Source organism: Bradyrhizobium centrosematis, assembly GCF_045571495.1.
GTDB classification, from domain to species: Bacteria; Pseudomonadota; Alphaproteobacteria; order Rhizobiales; family Xanthobacteraceae; genus Bradyrhizobium; species Bradyrhizobium centrosematis.
In genome coordinates, this window is sequence record NZ_CP120703.1 from 337,172 (window position 1) to 357,865 (window position 20,694).

23 protein-coding genes are annotated in these 20,694 nt (G+C 64.9%); 7 read left to right on the top strand and 16 right to left on the bottom strand.

Annotated features, from left to right (window positions below; all coding sequences use genetic code 11):
- Nucleotides 1-38: 38 nt before the first annotated feature.
- A complete protein-coding gene (locus P6U31_RS01605) occupies nt 39-1,010 on the bottom strand; it encodes an AraC family transcriptional regulator (protein ID WP_407186548.1) in 972 nt (323 codons plus the stop codon).
- Nucleotides 1,011-1,519: 509 nt separating this feature from the next.
- Here P6U31_RS01605 and P6U31_RS01610 point away from each other — a divergent pair.
- Complete coding sequence (locus P6U31_RS01610) at nt 1,520-3,196, top strand: PAS domain-containing protein (RefSeq protein ID WP_407190063.1); 1,677 nt, start codon at nt 1,520-1,522, stop codon at nt 3,194-3,196.
- Nucleotides 3,197-3,253: 57 nt separating this feature from the next.
- Here P6U31_RS01610 and P6U31_RS01615 read toward each other — a convergent pair whose 3' ends face one another.
- The 4 genes from P6U31_RS01615 to P6U31_RS01630 all read right to left on the bottom strand — a co-directional run bounded on the left by P6U31_RS01615 (nt 3,254) and on the right by P6U31_RS01630 (nt 5,974).
- Nucleotides 3,254-3,673: a hypothetical protein gene (locus tag P6U31_RS01615; RefSeq protein WP_407186549.1), complete on the bottom strand. Its 420-nt coding sequence runs from the start codon at nt 3,671-3,673 to the stop codon at nt 3,254-3,256.
- Between the two features lie 146 nt (nt 3,674-3,819).
- Complete coding sequence (locus P6U31_RS01620; RefSeq protein WP_407186550.1) at nt 3,820-4,605, bottom strand: hypothetical protein; 786 nt, start codon at nt 4,603-4,605, stop codon at nt 3,820-3,822.
- 78 nt (nt 4,606-4,683) lie between these two features.
- Nucleotides 4,684-5,289 (bottom strand): 3-isopropylmalate dehydratase small subunit, encoded by a 606-nt coding sequence (leuD, locus tag P6U31_RS01625; protein WP_027573022.1) that lies wholly within the window; start codon nt 5,287-5,289, stop codon nt 4,684-4,686.
- Nucleotides 5,290-5,575: 286 nt separating this feature from the next.
- Nucleotides 5,576-5,974: a metallopeptidase family protein gene (locus tag P6U31_RS01630; RefSeq protein ID WP_407186551.1), complete on the bottom strand. Its 399-nt coding sequence runs from the start codon at nt 5,972-5,974 to the stop codon at nt 5,576-5,578.
- A gap of 155 nt (nt 5,975-6,129) precedes the next feature.
- Here P6U31_RS01630 and P6U31_RS01635 point away from each other — a divergent pair, with 155 nt between their 5' ends.
- Together P6U31_RS01635 and P6U31_RS01640 are read left to right on the top strand one after the other, a co-directional pair.
- Nucleotides 6,130-6,411, top strand: a complete 282-nt coding sequence (locus P6U31_RS01635; RefSeq protein ID WP_407190064.1) for a hypothetical protein — start codon at nt 6,130-6,132, stop codon at nt 6,409-6,411.
- Nucleotides 6,412-6,458: 47 nt separating this feature from the next.
- A complete protein-coding gene (locus P6U31_RS01640) occupies nt 6,459-6,719 on the top strand; it encodes a hypothetical protein (protein ID WP_407186552.1) in 261 nt (86 codons plus the stop codon).
- A gap of 4 nt (nt 6,720-6,723) precedes the next feature.
- On the opposite strand, the gene P6U31_RS01645 is transcribed toward P6U31_RS01640, so the two are convergent.
- Nucleotides 6,724-7,023, bottom strand: a complete 300-nt coding sequence (locus P6U31_RS01645) for a DUF1330 domain-containing protein (RefSeq protein WP_407186553.1) — start codon at nt 7,021-7,023, stop codon at nt 6,724-6,726.
- 181 nt (nt 7,024-7,204) lie between these two features.
- Between P6U31_RS01645 and P6U31_RS01650 the strand changes: the two genes are divergently transcribed.
- Complete coding sequence (locus P6U31_RS01650; protein ID WP_407186554.1) at nt 7,205-7,729, top strand: hypothetical protein; 525 nt, start codon at nt 7,205-7,207, stop codon at nt 7,727-7,729.
- 124 nt (nt 7,730-7,853) lie between these two features.
- Here P6U31_RS01650 and P6U31_RS01655 read toward each other — a convergent pair whose 3' ends face one another.
- From P6U31_RS01655 to ffh, 7 genes are all read right to left on the bottom strand, one after another.
- Nucleotides 7,854-8,063: a hypothetical protein gene (locus P6U31_RS01655; protein WP_063198504.1), complete on the bottom strand. Its 210-nt coding sequence runs from the start codon at nt 8,061-8,063 to the stop codon at nt 7,854-7,856.
- 94 nt (nt 8,064-8,157) lie between these two features.
- Nucleotides 8,158-9,564: a 3-isopropylmalate dehydratase large subunit gene (leuC, locus tag P6U31_RS01660; RefSeq protein WP_407186555.1), complete on the bottom strand. Its 1,407-nt coding sequence runs from the start codon at nt 9,562-9,564 to the stop codon at nt 8,158-8,160.
- A 430-nt stretch (nt 9,565-9,994) separates the two neighbouring features.
- Complete coding sequence (rplS, locus tag P6U31_RS01665; RefSeq protein ID WP_011083318.1) at nt 9,995-10,375, bottom strand: 50S ribosomal protein L19; 381 nt, start codon at nt 10,373-10,375, stop codon at nt 9,995-9,997.
- A gap of 110 nt (nt 10,376-10,485) precedes the next feature.
- A complete protein-coding gene (trmD, locus tag P6U31_RS01670) occupies nt 10,486-11,241 on the bottom strand; it encodes a tRNA (guanosine(37)-N1)-methyltransferase TrmD (RefSeq protein ID WP_407186556.1) in 756 nt (251 codons plus the stop codon).
- Between the two features lie 124 nt (nt 11,242-11,365).
- A complete protein-coding gene (rimM, locus tag P6U31_RS01675) occupies nt 11,366-11,920 on the bottom strand; it encodes a ribosome maturation factor RimM (RefSeq protein WP_407186557.1) in 555 nt (184 codons plus the stop codon).
- Nucleotides 11,921-11,929: 9 nt separating this feature from the next.
- On the bottom strand, nt 11,930-12,262 hold the full coding sequence (rpsP, locus tag P6U31_RS01680) for a 30S ribosomal protein S16 (RefSeq protein WP_407186558.1): 333 nt from the start codon (nt 12,260-12,262) through the stop codon (nt 11,930-11,932).
- 159 nt (nt 12,263-12,421) lie between these two features.
- Nucleotides 12,422-13,975, bottom strand: coding sequence for a signal recognition particle protein (gene ffh / locus P6U31_RS01685; protein WP_407186559.1), 1,554 nt, complete (start codon nt 13,973-13,975; stop codon nt 12,422-12,424).
- Between the two features lie 458 nt (nt 13,976-14,433).
- Between ffh and P6U31_RS01690 the strand changes: the two genes are divergently transcribed.
- On the top strand, nt 14,434-15,498 hold the full coding sequence (locus tag P6U31_RS01690) for an MBL fold metallo-hydrolase (protein WP_407186560.1): 1,065 nt from the start codon (nt 14,434-14,436) through the stop codon (nt 15,496-15,498).
- A gap of 78 nt (nt 15,499-15,576) precedes the next feature.
- On the opposite strand, the gene P6U31_RS01695 is transcribed toward P6U31_RS01690, so the two are convergent.
- Nucleotides 15,577-16,287 carry an SIMPL domain-containing protein gene (locus P6U31_RS01695; protein WP_407186561.1) on the bottom strand — a complete coding sequence of 237 codons (711 nt, stop codon included), beginning with the start codon at nt 16,285-16,287 and terminating at the stop codon, nt 15,577-15,579.
- A gap of 5 nt (nt 16,288-16,292) precedes the next feature.
- Nucleotides 16,293-17,033, bottom strand: a complete 741-nt coding sequence (locus P6U31_RS01700) for a GyrI-like domain-containing protein (protein WP_407186562.1) — start codon at nt 17,031-17,033, stop codon at nt 16,293-16,295.
- 244 nt (nt 17,034-17,277) lie between these two features.
- On the opposite strand from P6U31_RS01700, the gene dapF reads away from it, so the two are divergent.
- The gene (gene dapF / locus P6U31_RS01705; RefSeq protein WP_407186563.1) at nt 17,278-18,153 is read left to right on the top strand and encodes a diaminopimelate epimerase; all 876 of its coding nucleotides are present in this window, start codon (nt 17,278-17,280) and stop codon (nt 18,151-18,153) included.
- Nucleotides 18,153-19,406 carry a tRNA (N(6)-L-threonylcarbamoyladenosine(37)-C(2))-methylthiotransferase MtaB gene (mtaB, locus tag P6U31_RS01710; RefSeq protein WP_407186564.1) on the top strand — a complete coding sequence of 418 codons (1,254 nt, stop codon included), beginning with the start codon at nt 18,153-18,155 and terminating at the stop codon, nt 19,404-19,406. Before dapF ends, mtaB begins: the two co-directional genes overlap by 1 nt.
- A gap of 101 nt (nt 19,407-19,507) precedes the next feature.
- Here mtaB and P6U31_RS01715 read toward each other — a convergent pair whose 3' ends face one another.
- Nucleotides 19,508-20,617: a DUF2336 domain-containing protein gene (locus tag P6U31_RS01715; RefSeq protein ID WP_407186565.1), complete on the bottom strand. Its 1,110-nt coding sequence runs from the start codon at nt 20,615-20,617 to the stop codon at nt 19,508-19,510.
- Nucleotides 20,618-20,694: the final 77 nt, after the last annotated feature.

Below are 20,694 nucleotides of genomic sequence, written 5' to 3' on the forward strand. Positions count from 1 at the left end.
ATCATTGAATTTGCGGGGTCGTTCCGCTCACGAGTGCCTTACTGCCTTCGTCTCGCATTCTTCAGAGTCTCGGATGGCAGCTCGCCGATGGCGAGACGATATTCGGATGCGAAGCGGCCGAGATTTCGAAAGCCGCATTTGAACGCCACGGCAAGCACGCTGGTTTGCGCATCAGGCCGTCGCAGCAGCTCTGCCGCGCGATAAAGCCGGACGCGCCGCGCGAACTGGCCCGGCGATCCCCGTCCGGCCTCGGAGAATTCCCGGAACACCGTCCGCACGCTCACATTGGCGACTTTCGCGATCTTCTCGAGATCGAGAGGTTCGTCCCAGTGAGCCTCGATATAGGACTCCACGATGTCGATCACAGTGCGGTTGGCAGACGGCGCGGCGCGTTGGAGCCGATCGGAGAAATTATGCCGATGCGCCAGAAGGATTCGAACCATCAGCGCTCGCTCGAGCTCGGCGATGGCGATGGGCGAGTAATCCTGCCCGAACCTCTCCAGCTCCTCGGCAAGTCTGAAGACGTCATGGCGGACCTGCGTCATCAGCGCCGGGTCGCCCTCGTTTGAAGCGAAGCGCAAGTTCATGCCGCTGTCGTCGCCGAGCAGGCTCTTCAGCAAACGCTCGAGTGCAGGAGTATCGATCCTCAGCACCAATTGGCGATAGCCCGGCGCGAAATCGAGATCCAACCTGGCGTCTCCGGAGATCAGAGGCGTCCAGGCCTCGATCGATTGGCTTCTCCCGCCCGTCGCGAAGCCCGCGGCTCCCTGGATGGAGAAGAACTGACGGAGAATTTGCGATTCGGGAAAGGACAGCGATGCCGCACCATCATAGGCGCAGAACGCGAGGCCGATCGCGTTCAGGCGGGCAAGATTGGCCTGAATGGCGAAGTCGTCGTCATGCTTGTCAAACCGGTCGGCGCCATAGGCAGCAAACAGACGATCTCGCGCGAACTCGCTGTCGCGCGACCGCAGCAATGGATAGCCGTCAAGGTATGAGACGGAGCCCAAATCAGAATCCTCAAAACGTTGAAACTACTGAATCGGAATCGGCGCGCTACCAATTGGAGATTGCATGGAGGAGGCGACGGGCGAGATTGATCCACTCCCAGGCGAACGGCAGCGACCCGCGGACCCCTGCGACAAATTGCCAGGGCGCGCGGCGCACCTGAAGATCGTTTCTTCCGGCCGCAGATCAGCCACGCGCGGCTCGTGAGAGCGGCGCGTGTGATGTCCCGCGATCAGCTTTTTGCCGAATACCGATAGCGAATTTAGCGTGACTTTCGCAGTTCAAGGCCACCGGCGCGTCAAGGTGGTGGTGCGTCGCTGTCGGGTTAATCGCCGTGGCAAAAAGCGGCCATTGTGTCGGCGATCGGACAAATACTCTGATAATTCGATTCAGATATCTCCTCCATTCGCAAGGACGGCAGTCGAGCGAAAATGCTCCGCCGCAACAGGATGGATGCTGGAGGCCGGTTCGCCCGTGCTGCGGACTGAGCGTCAATGTCGGAGCAAAACGAATGTTTGGTCGCAAGTTTCTGGGCGATGCGCAGGCGCAAATTGATGCGGTTGGCCGCTCGCAGGCCATGATCGAGTTCAACATGGATGGCACGATCGTCAAGGCCAACAAGAATTTCCTGAACGCGCTCGGTTACGATCTTGACCAGATCCAGGGCAAGCACCACTCCATGTTCGTGCCGGCCGATCAGCGCGACGGCGCCGATTACCAGGCCTTCTGGGCAGCCCTGCGCCGCGGCGAATTTCAGGCAGGCGAGTTCAAGCGCATCGCGAATGGCGGCCGCGCGATTTGGATCGAAGCGTCATACAATCCAGTGCTCGGCAATGATGGCAAGCCGGTCAAGGTGATCAAGATCGCGACCGACATCACTGCGAAGAAACTGCGCAGCATGGCTGATGCGTCCAAGCTTGCCGCCATCAATCGGGCCCAGGCCGTGATCGAGTTCAAGCTCGACGGCACCGTCGTCACCGCCAACGAGAATTTCTGCAGGACGCTCGGCTATTCGCTGGCCGAGATCGAGGGCAAGCACCACAGCCTGTTCGTGCCCGCCGCTGAGCAGGATAGTGCGGCCTATCGCGCGTTCTGGGATAAGCTCAACCGCGGGGAATACCAGGCCGGCGAGTTCAAGCGCATCGGCAAGGGCGGCAAGGAAGTGTGGATCCTGGCGAGCTATAATCCCGTGCTGGACGATACGGGGAAGCCCTTCGGTGTCGTCAAATTCGCAAACGACATAACTGCGGACAAGCTGAAGAACGCCGATCTCGCCGGTCAGATCGCGGCGATCGACAAGGCGCAGGCCGTCATCGAGTTCAACATGGACGGCACGATCATCACGGCCAATGCCAACTTCCTCGGTGCGGTCGGCTATTCGCTGGCCGAGATCAAGGGCAAGCACCACAGCATGTTCGTCGAGCCCTCGGAGCGAGACGGCGCCGCCTACCGCGAGTTCTGGGCGGCGCTCAATCGCGGCGAATACCAGGCGGCCGAATACAAGCGCATCGGCAAGGGCGGCAAGGAGATCTACATCCAGGCCTCCTACAATCCGATCCTCGATCTCAACGGCAAGCCGTTCAAGGTGGTGAAATACGCCACCGACACCACCAGGCAGGTGTTGGTCCGGATGGGCAACGAGCGCGTCCGCGCCATGATGGAATCGGTCGCTGCGGGCTCTGAGGAGCTCAACGCATCGGTACGCGAGATATCGGAGGCCATGACCAAATCGCGCGAAACCGCGATCGGCGCCGTTGAGCAGGTCTCCTCCGCCGATGCCCAGGCCCAGCGCCTCACCGATGCCGCGCAGTCGATGAGCGGCATCGTGGAGATGATCAACAACATCACCGGCCAAATCAATTTGCTCGCGCTCAACGCGACGATCGAATCGGCCCGTGCCGGGGAAGCCGGCCGCGGCTTTGCCGTGGTCGCATCCGAGGTGAAGGGGCTTGCCAATCAGGCCAAGCAGGCCACCGACAAGATCGCTCAGGAGATCGGCAGCCTCAATCAGATCTCGGGGGACGTCGTCGGTGCCCTCGTTGCGATCAAGCAGGCCATCAACAATGTCAGCGAGTACGTGACGTCGACGGCCGCGGCGATCGAGGAGCAGAGCACGGTGACGAACGAGATGTCGACCAGCATGCAGCGCGCCGCCGCCGAAGCGGCCGCGATGGCGAACCGCGCCTGATCAGCCGGCCACTTCAAGTGGTCTATTGCCGCCAAATGACTCGGCACGAGGCGCCGTTCAGCGCGGCGCGAGGTCGGCGCGATCGAGCGATTCCAGGGTCGAGGCGTTGGCGCAATAGCCGTGATAATTCTCCGCGGCGGTGCCGTCGGCGAGATCGCGGTCGCATTCTGCCTTGTGATTGCACAGCGAGCAGACCCGCTCCATGTCGCGCAGCAATAGCGGCTGCGCGCGGCCGAGGCCTTCGGCGCTGATGCCGAGCTGCTGCAGCATCATCGGCAGCTCGTCGGCAGAGTGCTTGCCGTGACGGACCAGCTCTTCCAGATCGTCAGGCGCGATCCTCAGATCGCTCGCGATCCGGTCGAAATCGGCGCGATCGAGCTGCCGCATCTCGTTGATCTCGCGGCGATGCTTCAGCCAGCTCGCAAAGGAGTCGATGAGGTCCTGGACGATGGGATAAGGCCTGCTTGCGGTGCTCATGGAAAGCTCCCTTCGGACGGCGGAATTGGAGCCAAATAAGCACGATGTTGCAGAGGCGCGTTGCGCTGGATCAAATTGGGTGGGGCCGCGACCTCCGCTGCACCTCTCCCGCTTGCGGGAGCGGGAGCGCACTTTCTGCGCGGCGGCTACCCGAATCGCTCCGCCGCCCACGCATACAGGCTGCCCGGTACCGGCTTTTCGCCGCCGCGGCCCTTGGGTGAGATATGCAGGCCGATGATGGCGGGGTCGGTGACGAGGCCGAGATAGCTGGAGGGATCGAAGAACAGTCTTGGCTCGGCGTGCACGGCGTAGAACGATTGCTTCGGAAGCGCATTGTGCAATTCGCCGGTGCGGCGCGCGAGCGCGGTCAGCGCTGCAGGTCCATAGATCGCGACGCGAATATCCGAAAGGCGGTGGGAGCCGCCGCGCAGGCGCCGCATCATGAAGATGATGCGGTGGCGCAGCGACAGCCAGTTCGGCGTCAGCTCCTCCTGCTCCATCAGCTCTTCGAACGCGCGCACGATGCCGTGCTCCGCCGGCAGATAGATCACGGAATTGCCGAGCTGGCGGGGCCGCTCCCAGGCGAAATAGGGCTTTGCCGGGTCGATCTCGACCGGCTTCAAGAGCAGCACGTCGGCGTCGAGCCAGAGGCCGAGGCCCTTCGCCATCAGCTTCATGCGGAAGAAGTCGCTGAACTGTAACGTGGTCCAGTCGCGCCAGCTGCCGTCCGGCTGCGGCGGCCGGAGGCGTTCGGAGAACGCGTGCGGCAGGATCGCTTCCGCCTCGGCGTTCGCGACGCCGGCGGGCAGGCCGGGAATGGTGTCGAAGCTGTAGACCGTGACCTTGTGGCCCGCAGCCAGTTGCGAGCGCAGGCAGGTCTGGCGCAGCGCGTCCATCGGGCCATGCCAGAAGGTGACGATCTCGGGCAGCATCCGCACAAACCAGGAGATTAGCCGGACAAAGAAAAAGCCCCGGCGCTTGCGGCACCGGGGCTCAAACCAACTTTGCGATCAGGCCCAGGCGCGTTCGCGCTTGAGCTTGTCCTCGTAGGAGTCGATCGAGGCCTTCTTTTCCATGGTGAGGCCGATGTCGTCGAGGCCGTTGATCAGGCAGTGCTTGCGGAACGGGTCGATCTCGAACTTGACCTTGCCGCCGTCGGGCCCGCGGATCTCCTGGTTCGGCAGGTCGATCGTCAGCGTCGCGTTGGCGCCGCGCTCGGCATCGTCGAACAGCTTGTCGAGGTCTTCCTGCGACACCCGGATCGGCAGGATGCCGTTCTTGAAGCAATTGTTGTAGAAGATGTCGCCGAACGAGGTCGAGATCACGCAGCGGATGCCGAAGTCGAGCAGCGCCCAGGGCGCATGCTCGCGGCTCGAGCCGCAGCCGAAATTGTCGCCGGCGACCAGCACCTTCGCATTGCGATAGGCGGGCTGGTTGAGGACGAAATCCGGATTCTCGCTGCCGTCGTCCTTGTAGCGCTGCTCGGAGAAGAGCCCCTTGCCAAGGCCGGTCCGCTTGATGGTCTTGAGGTACTGCTTCGGAATGATCATGTCGGTGTCGACATTGATGATCTTCAGCGGCGCCGCGACGCCTTCCAGCGTGGTGAACTTGTCCATGGTTGCGTTTCCCGGGTGGTTCAGGGAAGGCGTATTTATCGTGTCCGTGGCCTGAATCCTAGGCCGAATTCGGCAGGGCTCGTCTGCTCCGCGAGTTTGAGGCTCTACTGGCGCGGCATCGGGAAGTCACCTCTCCCTTGGGAGAGGTCGGCGCGTCCCGGGCGATGCGCAGCATCGTCCCGCGCGCCGGGTGAGGGGCTACGGTGTCACTTGGGGCAGCGCCCCCTCACCCGATTTGCTGCGCAAATCGACCTCTCCCCGCTGGGGAGAGGTGAGTCGAGACCGATTACTCCACCCGCGCCTCGATCGCGGCCATATCGTCGTCCGAGAGACCGAAATGGTGGCCGATCTCGTGGATCAGGACGTGGCGGACGATATGGCCGAGGCTTTCGTCGTGCTCGGCCCAGTAATCCAGGATCGGGCGGCGGTAGAGCCAGACCATGTTGGGCAGCCGCGCCACGTCGCCAAGGCTCTGCTGGGGCAGGCCGACGCCCTGGAACAGGCCGAGCAGGTCGAACTCGCTCTCGCAGTCCATCTGGTCCAGGACCTCCTCGGTCGGGAAGTCGTCGACGCGGATGATGACGCCCTCGCACAGGGCGCGAAATTCCGCCGGCAGGCCCTCGAAGATCTCGTGTGCCGTCGCTTCCATCTCGGCGAGCGAAGGGGCTTTCAATTCCGTCCACATGAGACCCTCATACCGCGGGTTCCGCGGCGATGCATCCCGCATTATAAGCGCGGCGAGGTTGACGGGCGCCGCCAAAACGGGGAGCGTGGGGCCGTCACGGGACGTTACAGGTGGGCGAAAAAATGCGAGCAAAAACAGCGCTGACGCTACTGTGCATGGGGTTGTTTTCGCAGTTTTGCGTCGGCGCGAAGGCTGAGACGGCGGCCCCCGGCGTGAGGCTCGCGCAGGCGACGGCGCCGGACGACATCCCCCCGCCGCGCAAGCGCCCGCCGGCCCGCCTGCGTGTTACGCCCTATTACAGCCCTGACGGCGTCTATCCGCGCTACAATCCCGGTCCCAACGCGGTCCGCGAATGCAACGCGACCTATGTGCAGGAATACCGGCCGAGCGGCACCGTGATCGTGCCGCGTGTGAGCTGCTATTGGCGTCCCGGCTAACGCCGGTTCAACACGCGCGCGCAGCGCAGAAGCCTCGCGGGGTCATCATGGCGAGATGGGTTGCATGGGCCGTTGCCGTCGCGCTTGCCGCGGGCCTGCCGCGCGCCTCCGCGGCGCACAGGGCGACGATGCCGGAGGCCTCGGCTGGAATCGCGGTTTTCGATGCGCGACGGCCGGCGCGCACGCATGGCGTCGTGCGGCCTGCGGTGCGCCGTGATCCGCGCTACTACGCGCGGCCCGTCTATTACCGGCCCTATCCCTATCCCGTGCCCGCACCCTTCGTGTTCGGCTACGGGCCGTTCTGGTGAACCGCTAGCTCGCGGGCGCAAATCCCTTGACCAGCAGCACGGTCGCCTTTGCGCCGGCCTTGCGGTCACGCGAGATCTCTTCGTAGTCGGGCGAGTTCGAGAAGGCGAGGAAGGCGGCCTCGTCCGGAAACGACATCATGACCAGCTTGTCGTGCGGCCATGTTCCCTCCAGCACGCGCGGGCGCTCGTCGGCGGCGAGCAGCCGCCCATTGTACTTTCTGAACACGTCGAAGAACCGCGCCTGGTAGCGGTCGTAGGCCGCGCGGTCCGTCATCGTCAATTGTGCGATTGCATAGACAGTCATCTCTCGAATTCCTTCCCATCGCGGCACGGCGCCGCAGCGCGGAGCCCTGCTTCGTTCATTCATGGGGCGTTCACATCGCTCTCCTCAATCTTAACCTCGGGAGCGACTGCGGTTGAACAGGGATGACGCGGGCCGGAAACGAGCATCGCAAACTCCGCTATCCAGAGTCAGGGAGAATTCCATGCTGAGGAGTTTGGGTTTCAGGACAAGCCCGATGCGCCTGCTCGGGATTGCAGCGGCCGCGACGCTGATGCTGTCGGCCGGCACCACGCGTCGTGCTGAAGCGCTGACCCTGATCAATCCGGCGACGTCACCCGCGGCGAAGACTGCAACCGAGGACCTCGTCACGCCGGTTCGCCACGGCGGCGGCGGACATGGCGGTGGCGGACATTTTCACGGCGGCGGCGGTTTCCGCGGTGGCGGATTTCACGGCGGCCATGTCGGTGGCTTCCGCGCCGCGCCGGCGTTCCACGGCGGCTATCGCTATGGCGGGGTCCGCTACGGCGGATATGGCGGCTATCACCGCCATTGGGCTTATCATCGCCCGCATTACGGCTATCGCCACTTTCACCGGCGCTACTATTACGGCGGCTATTATCCCTACTATCACTATCCGCGCCGCTGCCGGATCATCTGGACCTATTACGGCCCGCGCCGCGTCTGCCGCTGGCCGCGCTGGCACTATCCGTACCGCTACTATTGGTGATGTGAGTGAATTGCTGGCTCTGCATTCGTCATGGCCGGGCTTGTCCCGGCCATCCACGTTCTTCGGGCTTGCGCAGAGAATTCGTGGATGCCCGGGACGAGCCCGGGCATGACGGCGGGACTGGTTAGAGCCAATCCTTCAGCTTCCACGACGAAGCCTTCCACCGCATCAGATTGTCCAGCTTCCATTGCTTGAACATCGCCGGCGGCCAGCGGCTGAGCTTGGAGGTCTCCTCGACCTCCGGCTTGGCGACGATGCGCAAGGGCGCCGCGCGCCGGCGGTGCTGGCGCGTGGCTTCGCCGATCAGGTCGACATATTCCGGCTTGTTGGCCATGAGGCATGTCCTCGCGACATCATCGCGAGGACGAGAGTGTCAGGCGATCGATTAACGGCGGTTTGCCGCGATCGCTACAATTGCGGGGAGCGGCTTAGCGCCAGTCCCGGACATCGACGAAGTGCCCCGCGATCGCCGCGGCCGCCGCCATCGCCGGCGACACCAGATGGGTGCGGCCCTTGAAGCCCTGGCGGCCCTCGAAATTGCGGTTCGAGGTCGAGGCGCAGCGCTCTTCCGGCTTCAGCTTGTCCGGATTCATGGCAAGGCACATCGAGCAGCCCGGCTCGCGCCATTCGAAGCCGGCCTTGATGAAGATCTTGTCGAGGCCCTCGGCCTCGGCCTGCTCCTTCACGATGCCGGAGCCCGGCACGACCATGGCGTTGACGTTGGCGTTGACCGTCTTGCCCTCGGCGATCTTGGCCGCCGCGCGCAAATCCTCGATGCGGCCGTTGGTGCAGGAGCCGATGAAGACGCGGTCGAGCTTGATGTCGGTGATCTTCGTTCCCGCGGTCAGGCCCATGTACTTCAAGGCGCGATGCTTGGAGATGCGCTTGGCCTCGTCCGCGATCTTGTCGGGATCGGGCACGATGCCGGTGACCGAGATCACGTCTTCAGGCGAGGTACCCCAGGTCACGATCGGCGGCAGTTTTGCGGCGTCGAGGCGCAGCTCGTGGTCGAAATGCGCGCCTTCGTCGGAGCGCAAGCCCTCCCAATAGCGCATCGCCGCATCCCAGGCCGCGCCCTTCGGGGCCTTCGGACGATCACGCAGGAAGTCGTAGGCCTTCTGGTCGGGCGCAACGAGGCCGGCGCGGGCGCCGCCTTCGATCGACATGTTGCAGACCGTCATGCGGCCCTCCATCGAGAGCGCACGGATCGCGTCGCCGGCATATTCCAGCACGTAGCCGGTGCCGCCGGCGGTGCCGATCTCGCCGATGATGGCCAGGATGATGTCCTTGCCGGTGACGCCGTCGGGCAATTTGCCATCGACGGTGACGCGCATGTTCTTGGCCTTCTTCTGGATCAGCGTCTGCGTCGCCAGCACGTGCTCGACTTCGCTCGTGCCGATGCCGTGCGCGAGCGCGCCGAAGGCGCCATGCGTCGAGGTGTGGCTGTCACCGCAGACGATGGTGGTGCCGGGCAGCGTAAAGCCCTGCTCGGGGCCGATGACGTGAACGATGCCCTGGCGCTTGTCGAACTCGTTGTAATATTCGATGCCGAATTCCCTGGCGTTCTCGGCCAGCGCCTTGATCTGCTCGATGCTCTCCGGATCGGGATTGGGCTTGGTGCGATCGGTGGTCGGCACGTTGTGGTCGACGACGGCGAGCGTCTTCTCGGGCGCGTGGACCTTGCGCCCCGTCGCGCGCAGGCCTTCGAACGCCTGCGGCGATGTCACCTCGTGCACCAGGTGACGGTCGATATAGAGCAGGCAGGTGCCGTCCTCGGCTTCGTGCACCAGGTGGTCGTTCCAGATCTTGTCGTACAATGTGGTCGGCTTGGACATGAGCGTCAGCTCCGAAAGAACGTTGTGTCAGCGGATATGCGCAGGTGGCGCGCGGGCAACAAAATCGTCGGCGCAGCCTTTCAGGCTGCGCGAATAAGCTCTGACGTTGCCGAGGTCGCGAAGCGTCCGAAGAACCGGCCAGGCAGCCGCGAGCGATCGTCGATGACGATGCGCTTGACGGGGGCGAGGCTGGTCGGATCTGGAAACATTCTAGAGGCTATATAGCACGCGCAAGTTAAAGCGCGAGAGCCTAGCGGCACCGTCATTGCGAGGAGCCCTTGCGACGAAGCAATCCAGGACTGCCTCTGCGGAAAGATTCTGGATTGCTTCGCTGCGCTCGCAATGACGGGGTCGGGGAGGGCGCGGAGCAAAACAAAAAAGCGCGGAGCCGAGCCCCGCGCTTTCGAAAACTTGCCGGGTGGGGCGAAGCTTACTCGCCGACGGCAGCCTGGCGGTCCTGCTTCTCGACGATGCGGGCCGACTTGCCGCGAAGGTTGCGCAGGTAATAGAGCTTGGCGCGACGCACCTTGCCGCGGCGCACCACCTTGATCGAGTCGATCATCGGCGACATCACCGGGAACACGCGCTCCACGCCCTCGCCGTAGGAGATCTTGCGGACGGTGAAGCTCTCGTTGAGGCCACCGCCGGAACGGCCGATGCAGACGCCTTCATAGGCCTGCACGCGGGTGCGGTCGCCTTCTACGACCTTCACGTTGACGATCACGGTGTCGCCGGGACCGAATTCCGGAATGTCCTTGCCGGCGGACAGCTTGTCGAATTGCTCTTGCTCGAGCTGCTTGATCAGGTTCATGGGTAAATCTCCATCGGCGCGCCCAGCCCTGGAAACGGGGGGCTGCGCAAAATTCGTCTATCCAGCCATTGCGGATTTGGCCGCTCCTATAAGGCAAGCCGGAGCGTTTGTCACCCGTCTGTCTTGTTTTTTGGCGTTTTTTGGCGCCCGGCCCGATTCGCCGGTTTGGGCGGGATTTGGGCCCACAAATCTGGCCGCCGGGCCGCCGTCAGGGCCTCGGATTGCGCCCGCCGCCAGGCGGCCACCTTGGCATGGTCGCCCGAGGTCAGGATATTAGGGATCGGAGCCCCCTCGAACAGCTGCGGGCGGGTGTATTGGGGATACTCCAGAAGGCCCTCGGAAAAGCTTTCCTCGGTTCCCGAGGCCTCTTTGCCCATCACCCCCGGCAGCAGCCGCACGCAGGCGTCGATCAGGGCCATGGCGGCGATTTCGCCCCCGGACAGCACGTAATCGCCGATCGAGACCTCCTCCAGAGCGCGGCCGTCGATCACCCGCTGGTCCACGCCCTCGAAGCGCCCGCAGACGATCAGGGGACCTGGACCCCGGGCGAGCTCCGCAACCCGGGCCTGGGTCAATGGCCGACCGCGCGGGCTCATCAGGAGTTTCGGCCGGTCCGGACCGATCCCGGCGGCATCGATGGCGTCCGCCAGAACATCCGCCCGCAACACCATGCCCGGCCCGCCACCGGCCGGGGTGTCGTCGACGCTGCGGTGGCGGTCGGTGGCGGAGGCCCGGATGTCGCGGGCCTCGATCTCCCAGATTCCGGATGCCAGCGCCCGCCCGGCCAGGCTCACGCCGAGCGGTCCCGGAAACATCTCCGGAAACAGCGTCAGCACCGTCGCGCGCCAGGGCAAGGGGTTTGTCATCGGATCTCAGTTCTCGTCGTCCCGGACAAGCGCGCCTCAAGCGCGCAGATCCGGCACCCATAGCGACCGCAGCCAGTTTTGCGACGGCCGGAGCGATCAGCTTAGCCAAAATTGTAGTCGGTGGTTATGGGTTGCGGCTTTCGGCAGGCCGACTCGTGGAGGAAGCATCGCGCTCCTCGCCCTCGATCTCCTGCGGCAGCGCGATCACGACGCGGCCGCCCGCAATGTCGACCTCCGGCACCACCGCGTTGGAGAACGGCAGCAGCATCGTCGGGCCCTTGAGCGGGGCGATCTCGATGATGTCGCCGGCGCCGAAATTGTGGACCGCGAGCACGCGGCCGAGCGGCTCGCCGCCCGTTGTGACGGCCGCGAGCCCGATCAGATCGGTGTGGTAATATTCGTCCTCATCCGTCGCGGGCAGCTTGTCGCGCGCGACGTAGAGCTCGATGCCGTTGAGGCGCTCGGCCTCATCGCGGGTCGCGACACCCTTGAAGGTCGCGACCAGATGATCTTTGGCCTCGCGCAGCTGCGCGATTTCGAACTGGCGCCTGCCGTCCTTGGTCGACAGCGGACCGTAGCGGCGGACGGCAAAGGGATCTTCCGTAAAAGTCCACAGCTTGACCGCACCGCGCACACCATGCGCGGCGCCGATCCGCGCGACGCAGACCAGCGCCGACATGGTCTAGCCTTAGCCCTTCGCGGCGGCTTCGGCCTGCGCCTTGCGCTCCTTGCGCGGCACGGCCTTCTGCGGATTGTTGCGCGCTTCGCGCTTCTTGACGCCGGCGGCGTCGAGGAAACGCATCACGCGGTCCGACGGCTGCGCGCCCTTGGCGACCCAGGCCTTCACCTTCTCCATGTCGAGCTTGAGGCGCGCCTCGTTGTCCTTCGGCAGCAGCGGGTTGAAATAGCCGAGACGCTCGATGAAGCGGCCGTCGCGCGGAAAGCGCGAATCGGCGACGACGACGTGATAGACGGGACGCTTCTTGGTGCCTGCGCGGGCGAGGCGGATAACGACGGACATGTTGGTCTCCTGAGTGTCGGTTAATTGAAAAGTTTGCTCGTCATTCCGGGGCGCGCCGTCAGGCGCGAGCCCGGAATCCATTCCTCCCCGCATCTGCGGGTCGATGGATTCCGGGTTCACGCTTCGCGTGCCCCGGAGTGACGAGGGGAGAGAGTGCCCTCACTTCTTCTTCCCCAATCCGGGGAAGCCGCCGAGCCCGGGCAGGGTCGGCTTGTTGCTGAGGCCCGTGAGCCCCGGCACATTCGGCAGGCCCTGGCGCAAGCCGGCGGGCAGATCCTTCGGCAGATTCGGCAGGCCTTGTCCGCCGCCGCTCTGCATCTTCTCCTGCAGCGCCTTCATCTCTTCCGGAGAGGGCATCTTCATGCCGCCGCCGAAGCCCATGGCCTGCGCGATGCCGGCGAGCGGGCCGCGCTTGCCCGAGCCCATGGCCTTCATCACGTCGGCCATGTTCCGATGCATCTTCAGAAGCTTGTTGACGTGCTCGACGCTCTGGCCGGAGCCTGCGGCGATGCGCTTCTTGCGACTCGCCTTCAGCAGGTCCGGATGACGGCGCTCGTCGCGCGTCATGGAATCGATGATCGCGACCTGGCGCTTCAAGATCTTGTCGTCGATGCCGGCCGCGGCGATCTGGTTCTTCATCTTGGAGATGCCGGGCATCATGCCCATCAGCCCGCTGATGCCGCCCATGTTGGCCATCTGCAACAGCTGCTCGCGCATGTCGTTGAGGTCGAACTGACCCTTGCGCATGCGCTCGGCGGTGCGCGCGGCCTTCTCGGCGTCGATATTGGCGGCGGCGCGCTCGACCAGCGAGACCACGTCGCCCATGCCGAGGATGCGGCCGGCGATACGGTCGGGGTGGAAGTCTTCCAGCGCGTCGGTCTTTTCACCGGTGCCGATCAGCTTGATCGGCTTGCCGGTGACGGCGCGCATCGACAGCGCGGCACCGCCGCGGCCATCGCCGTCCACCCGCGTCAGCACGATGCCGGTGAGGCCGACGCGCTGGTCGAATGAGCGGGCTAGGTTCACGGCGTCCTGGCCGGTGAGGCTGTCGGCAACCAGCAGCACTTCATGCGGGTTGGCCGCCGCCTTGATCGCGGCCGCCTCTGCCATCATCTCTTCGTCGAGCGTGGTGCGGCCGGCGGTGTCGAGCAGCACGATGTCGTAGCCGCCAAGCTTGCCGGCTTCCAGCGCGCGCTTGGCGATTTGCGGCGGCTGCTGGCCCGCCACGATCGGAAGCGTGGGAATGTCGAGGTCGCGGCCGAGCACGGCCAGCTGCTCCATCGCCGCCGGACGGTAGACGTCGAGCGAGGCCATTAGCACCTTGCGCTTGTCGCGCTGGACCAGGCGGCGGGCGAGCTTGGCGGTGGTGGTGGTCTTACCCGAGCCTTGCAAACCGACCATCATGATCGGCACCGGCGGCACGGAATTGACGTCGATGGTCTGGCCTTCGCTGCCGAGCGTGTTGACCAGCTCGTCATGGACGATCTTGACCACCATCTGGCCGGGGGTGACCGACTTGACGACGGTGGCGCCGATCGCCTGCTCGCGCACGCGCTCGGTGAAGCTGCGCACCACTTCGAGCGCGACGTCGGCTTCCAGCAGCGCGCGGCGCACCTCGCGCATCGCGGCATCGACGTCCTTTTCGGTCAGCGCGCCGCGCCCCGTCAGACGATCGAGAATGCCACCAAGCCGTTCCGACAGATTGTCGAACAATGCCGTTGTCCTGTTGCTGTCTTCCCGACGGGAAGAGCGCTCCGTTACTCGCCGCTGTCATGACCCGGCTTGACCGGGGCATCCAGTAAGCAGCGGCTTCTCGGTTCCAGCCGAGCCGCCTCTGGGATACTGGATCGCCCGATCAAGTCGGGCGATGACCACTTTCTTGGCAAACGATCTTCCAAACACCTTTGCGCCCGAGGGCGCACAGCGCTGTCGGGCGTTGACCTCCGGTCTCGAGGGCCGGTCGGCGGGTCGAAAAGAAAGCCTTTCCGAGAAAGTGGCGGGGTTAAACGCCGCTCCCGCCCAAAAGTCAAGGAAAGTTAGCGTGGCGTGGCGGCTTTGCCAGGGTAAGGTCCTGAAAACAGGTCCCTTTTGGCAGCCGGTTCCTTTTCTCTTGGCCCCGCCCATATAGAAGGTGATGACTTACCTCCGCCGCCATTCCTGAAAGCCCGCCTGTGCCCGTCACCCGCCGCCATGTTCTTGGGCTGCTTGCGGGGGCCGGCGCGCTGGTCGGTGTCCCGTCCCTTTGGATGTCCAACATGAAAACCTATGACGGTCCCATCTCCGACCATTTCGATGGTCTGACCTTCTTCGATCCGGACGGGGCGCCGCCAAAATCGCTGCGTGAGGTGCTGCGCTGGCAGTTCGGCGGCAAGCGGCAGCGCGCGAAATGGCCGGATTGGGCGCCCAGCCCTCATGCCGACACTCCGCCGGAGCGGGTCGAGGGCGGCAAGGTGCGGCTTTCTTTCGTCGGTCATGCCAGCTGGCTGATCCAGACCGGCGGCCTCAACATCCTGGTCGATCCCGTCTGGTCGACGCGGGTCTCGCCGGTCGCCTTCGCCGGGCCGAAGCGGCGCAACGATCCCGGCATCGCATTCGAGCAGCTGCCGAAGGTCGACGTCGTGCTGGTCTCGCACGGCCACTACGACCATCTCGACATCGCGACGCTGTCGCGGCTCGCGAAAAACTTCGCCCCGCGCGTGGTCACCCCGCTCGGCAACGACGTTACGATGCGTAGCTGGGACCGGACGATCAAGGTGGAAGCGTTCGACTGGCACGAGCGTGTCGAGCTCGGTGGCGGCATCGCCGTGCACCTGGTGCCGACGCGGCACTGGACCGCACGCGGCATGTTCGATCGGAACAGGGCGCTGTGGGCGAGCTTCGTGCTGGAGACGCCGGCCGGGAAAATCTACATCGTCTGCGATTCCGGTTACGGCGACGGGCGGCATTTCCGTCGCGTCGCCGAGAAGCACGGGCCGCTGCGCCTCGCCATCCTCCCGATCGGCGCCTACGAGCCGCGCTGGTTCATGCGCGACCAGCACATGAATCCGGAAGATGCGGTGAAGGCGTTGGCCGATTGCGGTGCCGAGCAAGCGCTCGGACATCATCACTTCACGTTCCAGCTTACCGACGAGGCAATCGACGCACCGGCGAAGGCGCTGATGGAAGCGCTCGATGCAGCCAAGATTCCGCAGGAGCGGTTCGTGGCGATGCTGCCGGGGCAGGTGGTGGAGATTTAGCTCTCTCCGCGCGTACTGTTCGTGCCGGACGCGGCGCAGCAGCGTTTCATGCTGCAGCGCGTCCGGGGCACAGAGTTACTACTCCTTGGCCTTGATCGCCCAGCTCACATTCACCGTCACCGACAGCGTCTCCTCGCCCGGTGCAACGGCTGCCGGCGCAGCCATCGGCGCCGTTGCCATCCGCGCCTTGAAGAGCGGCACCGGGGCGCCGCCCTCGGTGATGCTGAGCGGCGCGCCCAACGTCGCGCCCGTTGCCTTGGCGTAGATCTCGGCTTTGCGGCGGGCATCCGCGACGGCCCGCTCGCGGGCGTCGTCGAGCAGCTTCGAGGCCTGCGTCACCTCGAAGGAGATGTTGCCGATGTCGTTGGCACCGGCGCCGACCAGCGCATCGATGATGCCGGCGACCTTGGTGACGTCGCGAATCTTCACGGTGACGCGGTTGGAGGCGCGGAAGCCGACCACCGGAGATGCGCCGGTGGATTTGTTTTGGCCGTATTGCGGCTGCAGCGACAGACGCGAGGTCTGGTAATCCTTCTCGTCGATCCCGGCGCCTTTCAGCGCCAGCAGCACCTTGCCCATGGCGGCGTTGTTGGCGTCGGAGGCCTCCTTCGCCGTCTTGGCGTCATTGGCGACGCCGGCGTCGATCTGGGCGAGATCCGGCGCCACGGAGATATTGGCTTCGCCGCTCACCGAAATGGCGGACGGAAAATCATCGGCAAGCGCAGGCGTTGCCAGCAGCGTGGCGAAAACGGCGGCAAGGGACGTCGCAAGTACGGCAGGCTTCTTCATCTCTCTCATTTCAGCGGTACGAAAACATTGATCACGAGCTTGTCCTCAGCGGTCTTGAGCGGATCGGTGAGATATTCCTCGATGAAAGTGTCCTTGGCTTCCAGCCTCTTGTCGTCGAGGTGATTGGTGATCGCCTCGTAGGTGTTGTCCATGTTGTCGTAGGAGCCGCGATGGACGAATTTCAGCACCTTGCCCTCCGGCGACTTGCCGATGCTCATGTCCTTGGACAAGTTCTTGGGATCCTGCTCGACCGGAATCTCGGCAAGGAAGGTGAAGCCGGTGTCGTCGGTCGAGGTGTAGACGATCATCGGATTGCCGGCGTGCTTGATGCCCTGCTTGTCCAGGAGCGTGTTCAGCGCCTTGAAGGCATCGATCAGCGTGTCGAAGGCCGAGTCCCAGTTCGCGGTACCCTTCACCATCACGACCTTCTTGGCCTCGAGCGTGGTCTCCAGGCCGAACGGATCGGCGGTCTGCACCGGAGCAGGCGTTGCGGCGGCGGCAGGTGGCGGTGCTGCCGGGCTGGGCGAAGCACTGGCTGCGGGCGAGGGCGACGTCGTCGGCGCAGGCGAGGCGCTCGCGGCTGGGGAGGGGGAAGCCGACGGGGCTGGCGAGGGACTTGCCGAGGCGGCCGGTGCCGGGCTGGGCGTTGCGGGGCTTGGGGTTTGCGCCAGAACCTCCGGCAGTCCAAGCGACAAGGCCGCTGCCGGGATCAGCGCGGCCAGAGCGAGACGACGAAACCCGATCATTTTATTCTCCCCAAGGCCTTGATCACCAAGGCCTTAATCACCACGCCTTGCCCACCAAGGCCTGAAATTCGGCTGCAGCCAGCCGCGCATCCCGGTTCGCGGCAAGCCGCGCCGTTTTAACACGCAAGCGCGGAATTCGTCCCATGACAGATGCGTCATGGCAGACCTCTTGGCCGCTGACCGCAAATCACTGGCCAAGCCGGCAAGGATCGCCATATAAGACGGGCGAAATTCGGGAATTTTCATGAGCGCGCTGGCCAATCACGCATTTGCCAAGATGAACGGCATCGGCAACGAGATCGTCGTTGTCGACATGCGCGATTCCGCAGGTCGGGTCACGCCGGACGATGCCCGCGCGGTGGCGTCCGCGAACGGCGGCGTGGCCTATGACCAGCTCATGGTGCTCTCGAGGCCGCGGCTCGAGGGCACCGAGGCCTTCATCTGCATCTACAACAATGACGGGTCGGTGGCCGGCGCCTGCGGCAACGGCATGCGTTGCGTCGTGCGCCGCATCTTCGAGAAGACCGGCCAGACCACCGCAACGTTCGAGACGGCTGCTGGCCTCCTCAACGCCTGGCAGGGCCCGTCGCCGGATCTCTACACTGTCGACATGGGCGCGCCGAAGTTTGGCTGGCAGGACATTCCGCTGGCGGAAGAGTTTCGCGACACCCGCTACATCGAATTGCAGATCGGGCCGATCGACAATCCGATCCTGCATTCGCCATCCGCGGTGAGCATGGGCAATCCGCATGCGATCTTCTGGGTCGAGGATGTCAACGCTTACGATCTCGGCCGCTTCGGTCCGCTGCTCGAAAACCATCCGATCTTCCCGGAGCGCGCCAACATCACGCTCGCCCATATCGTCGATCGAGAGCACATCACGATCCGGACCTGGGAACGCGGTGCCGGCCTGACCAGGGCCTGCGGCTCGGCGGCCTGCGCGACCGCGGTCGCCGCGGCGCGACTGAAGCGGGCCAAGCGCAAGGTCGAGATCACGCTGCCCGGCGGCAAGCTCGGCATTGAGTGGCGCGAGCGCGACGACCACGTGCTGATGACGGGCACCGCGACCTTCGAATATGAGGGCAGGTTCGATCCGGCGCTGTTCGCGCCGGTCGCCTGATGGCCGTCGAAATCGTCACCTTCGGCTGCCGCCTCAATGCCTTCGAGGCCGAGGTGATGCGCCGCGAGGCCGAAGGCGCAGGGCTCAACGACACCATCGTCATCAATAGTTGCGCGGTCACCAACGAGGCGGTGGCGCAGGCGCGTCAATCGATACGAAAATTGAAGCGCGAACGGCCCGGGGCACGCATCGTCGTCACCGGCTGCGCGGCGCAGACGCAGGCTGCGATGTTCGCCGACATGGCCGAGGTCGATCGCGTCGTCGGCAATGACGACAAGATGCGCCGCGAAGCCTGGCGCGAGACGCGCGATGCGTTCGATCTCGGCGCCGGCGAGAAGATCGCCGTCAGCGACATCATGTCGGTGAAGGAGATGGCGCCGCATCTCATCGACGGTTTTGCGAGCGGCCTGCCGCGCGTGTTCGTGCAGGTGCAGAACGGCTGTGATCATCGCTGCACCTTCTGCATCATCCCCTATGGCCGCGGCAATTCGCGCTCGGTGCCGATGGGCGCGGTGGTCGAGCAGGTGCGGGCGCTGGCCCGGCGCGGCCATGCCGAGATCGTGCTGACCGGCGTCGATCTCACCAGCTACGGCGCCGATCTGCCGGGCGCGCCGAAGCTCGGCCTGCTGACGAAGCAGATCCTGCGCCATGTGCCGGAGCTGAAGCGCCTGCGCATCTCCTCGATCGATTCGATCGAGGCGGACGACGACCTGCTCGATGCCATCGCCGACGATGCGCGCCTGATGCCGCATCTGCATCTGTCGCTGCAATCCGGCGACGACATGATCCTGAAGCGCATGAAGCGGCGGCATTCGCGGCAGGACGTGCTTCGCTTCTGCGAGCAGGTGCGCCGCCTGCGCCCCGACGTCGTCTTCGGCGCCGACATCATCGCGGGCTTCCCGACCGAGACCGACGCGATGTTCTCGCGTTCGCTCGACCTCGTCGAGGAATGCGGCCTGACATTCCTGCACGTCTTCCCCTATTCGCCCCGCCCCGGCACCCCGGCCGCGCGGATGCCGCAGGTTGCGGGCAGCGCGATCAAGGAGCGTGCGCGACGGCTGCGGGCAGTGGGAGAAGCAGCGCTGCGCAAGCGGTTGCAGGCCGAGATCGGCGCGACACGCGGCGTGCTGATCGAGAGCGAAGGCCAGGGCCGCACGGAGCACTATCTGCCGGTGGCGATTGCGGGCGAGCGTGTCGGCAGCGTGGTGGCGCTGAGAATTGCCGGTAGCGATGGCGAGCGGCTGATCGCGTAACCGGGCTGTACTAAGTGCGCCACGCTTTATCCTCGACGTCGTCCCTGCGTGCGCAGGGACGACACCGAGGGGGTGATACGCCGTGACCTGGAACGCGCGTCCTACGACGCCCGCACCTGCCAGAACCGCAGCGTCCGCTTTGCATTCTCCGGCGTCATCCGCGCGAAATGACTTTGCGCCCGCGCAAGGTCCGCCGGCTTCATCGCGCCGGTGGCAAAACGGCTGTCGAGCACGGCCGTGGTAGTTTCCCAGCTGAGCTGCGCCGCCTTGCACGGCACCAGCAAGCCGTCGTCGCGCAGGCTCTGCATCAGCGGACGAATGACTTCGATGGTCGATCCGGACAATGCCGCCAGGGCGGCGGCGGTCTCCTCATAGCGCCGCTGCTTGGCGAAGCCGAGCAACGTCGCCTCGTTGAGCTGGCCGGTGGCCTTGAGACCTGCGATGGCGCGCTTGGCGCCCTCGAAATCGCGCACCGCCGACATCTCGCGCTCGACGCCGACGGCGATGGCCGCGATCGCGCTCTGGATCTCCTCGAACAGGTGCGGCGGCGCGCGCGACAACAGGCGGGCGCGCACGGCATCGGTTGCCGAGCGCAGCAATCTGCGGCGCAGCTCCGACGGCAGGTCGACGCGGATGCCGACGCTGACGGCGAGCTCGGGATCGGCCTCGGCCTGGCCGACCATGAGGGCGAAGCCTTGTCCGGAGACGCGCGCGCCGGGATTGGCGGCGAGCCGCCGGCTGACGCTGGGATAGCGGCGCGCCAGCAACGCGTCGGTGACGATCTCCTTGAGCCACCAGCGGCCGGCGATCGCGAGCAGATGCGGCTCGCCCTTAGCTGATGCGATCTTCACCAACTCGCCGTCGTCGAGGCGGGCGGATTCCTGCAGCACGGGACCGGCGATGCGGATCTCGTCGTTGCTGGCAAGGCGGCGCATGACGGAGGGTGGCGCCTGCGCGACCGGTGCCAGCTGCGCGCTGATCTCCGCGAGCGCGATGCGTGCGCCCATGTCGGCAAGCGCGCGCAGCTCGATGGTGCGGATCAGACGCTCGAGCACCTCGTCGAACAGCGCGATCTGCTCGTCGTCGAAGCTGCCGGCGGAAGAGAGGAATAAATCGGTGACGCGCCGGGCGGTCTCCAGGCCCTTTTCCGCCGAACCCGCACGAATCGCGGATTCGACCTCGTCGATAATGGATAGATTGGCCTTGGACATCACGCCCTGCTCGTCCTGAGCGGTTACAGAAGCTTGTTCTAAGCAACCGTCATCCTTAGCGGCGAGCACTGAAGGTT

Coding starts and splice junctions, on each gene's coding strand:
- P6U31_RS01610 (WP_407190063.1), top strand. CDS start 1,520: ATGTTTGGTCGCAAGTTTCTGGGCGATGCGCAGGCGCAAATTGATGCG.
- P6U31_RS01615 (WP_407186549.1), bottom strand. CDS start 3,673: ATGAGCACCGCAAGCAGGCCTTATCCCATCGTCCAGGACCTCATCGAC.
- P6U31_RS01620 (WP_407186550.1), bottom strand. CDS start 4,605: ATGCTGCCCGAGATCGTCACCTTCTGGCATGGCCCGATGGACGCGCTG.
- leuD (WP_027573022.1), bottom strand. CDS start 5,289: ATGGACAAGTTCACCACGCTGGAAGGCGTCGCGGCGCCGCTGAAGATC.
- P6U31_RS01630 (WP_407186551.1), bottom strand. CDS start 5,974: ATGTGGACGGAATTGAAAGCCCCTTCGCTCGCCGAGATGGAAGCGACG.
- P6U31_RS01635 (WP_407190064.1), top strand. CDS start 6,130: ATGGGGTTGTTTTCGCAGTTTTGCGTCGGCGCGAAGGCTGAGACGGCG.
- P6U31_RS01640 (WP_407186552.1), top strand. CDS start 6,459: ATGGCGAGATGGGTTGCATGGGCCGTTGCCGTCGCGCTTGCCGCGGGC.
- P6U31_RS01645 (WP_407186553.1), bottom strand. CDS start 7,023: ATGACTGTCTATGCAATCGCACAATTGACGATGACGGACCGCGCGGCC.
- P6U31_RS01650 (WP_407186554.1), top strand. CDS start 7,205: ATGCTGAGGAGTTTGGGTTTCAGGACAAGCCCGATGCGCCTGCTCGGG.
- P6U31_RS01655 (WP_063198504.1), bottom strand. CDS start 8,063: ATGGCCAACAAGCCGGAATATGTCGACCTGATCGGCGAAGCCACGCGC.
- leuC (WP_407186555.1), bottom strand. CDS start 9,564: ATGTCCAAGCCGACCACATTGTACGACAAGATCTGGAACGACCACCTG.
- rplS (WP_011083318.1), bottom strand. CDS start 10,375: ATGAACCTGATCAAGCAGCTCGAGCAAGAGCAATTCGACAAGCTGTCC.
- trmD (WP_407186556.1), bottom strand. CDS start 11,241: ATGACAAACCCCTTGCCCTGGCGCGCGACGGTGCTGACGCTGTTTCCG.
- rimM (WP_407186557.1), bottom strand. CDS start 11,920: ATGTCGGCGCTGGTCTGCGTCGCGCGGATCGGCGCCGCGCATGGTGTG.
- rpsP (WP_407186558.1), bottom strand. CDS start 12,262: ATGTCCGTCGTTATCCGCCTCGCCCGCGCAGGCACCAAGAAGCGTCCC.
- P6U31_RS01695 (WP_407186561.1), bottom strand. CDS start 16,287: ATGAAGAAGCCTGCCGTACTTGCGACGTCCCTTGCCGCCGTTTTCGCC.
- P6U31_RS01700 (WP_407186562.1), bottom strand. CDS start 17,033: ATGATCGGGTTTCGTCGTCTCGCTCTGGCCGCGCTGATCCCGGCAGCG.
- dapF (WP_407186563.1), top strand. CDS start 17,278: ATGAGCGCGCTGGCCAATCACGCATTTGCCAAGATGAACGGCATCGGC.
- mtaB (WP_407186564.1), top strand. CDS start 18,153: ATGGCCGTCGAAATCGTCACCTTCGGCTGCCGCCTCAATGCCTTCGAG.
- P6U31_RS01715 (WP_407186565.1), bottom strand. CDS start 20,617: ATGTCCAAGGCCAATCTATCCATTATCGACGAGGTCGAATCCGCGATT.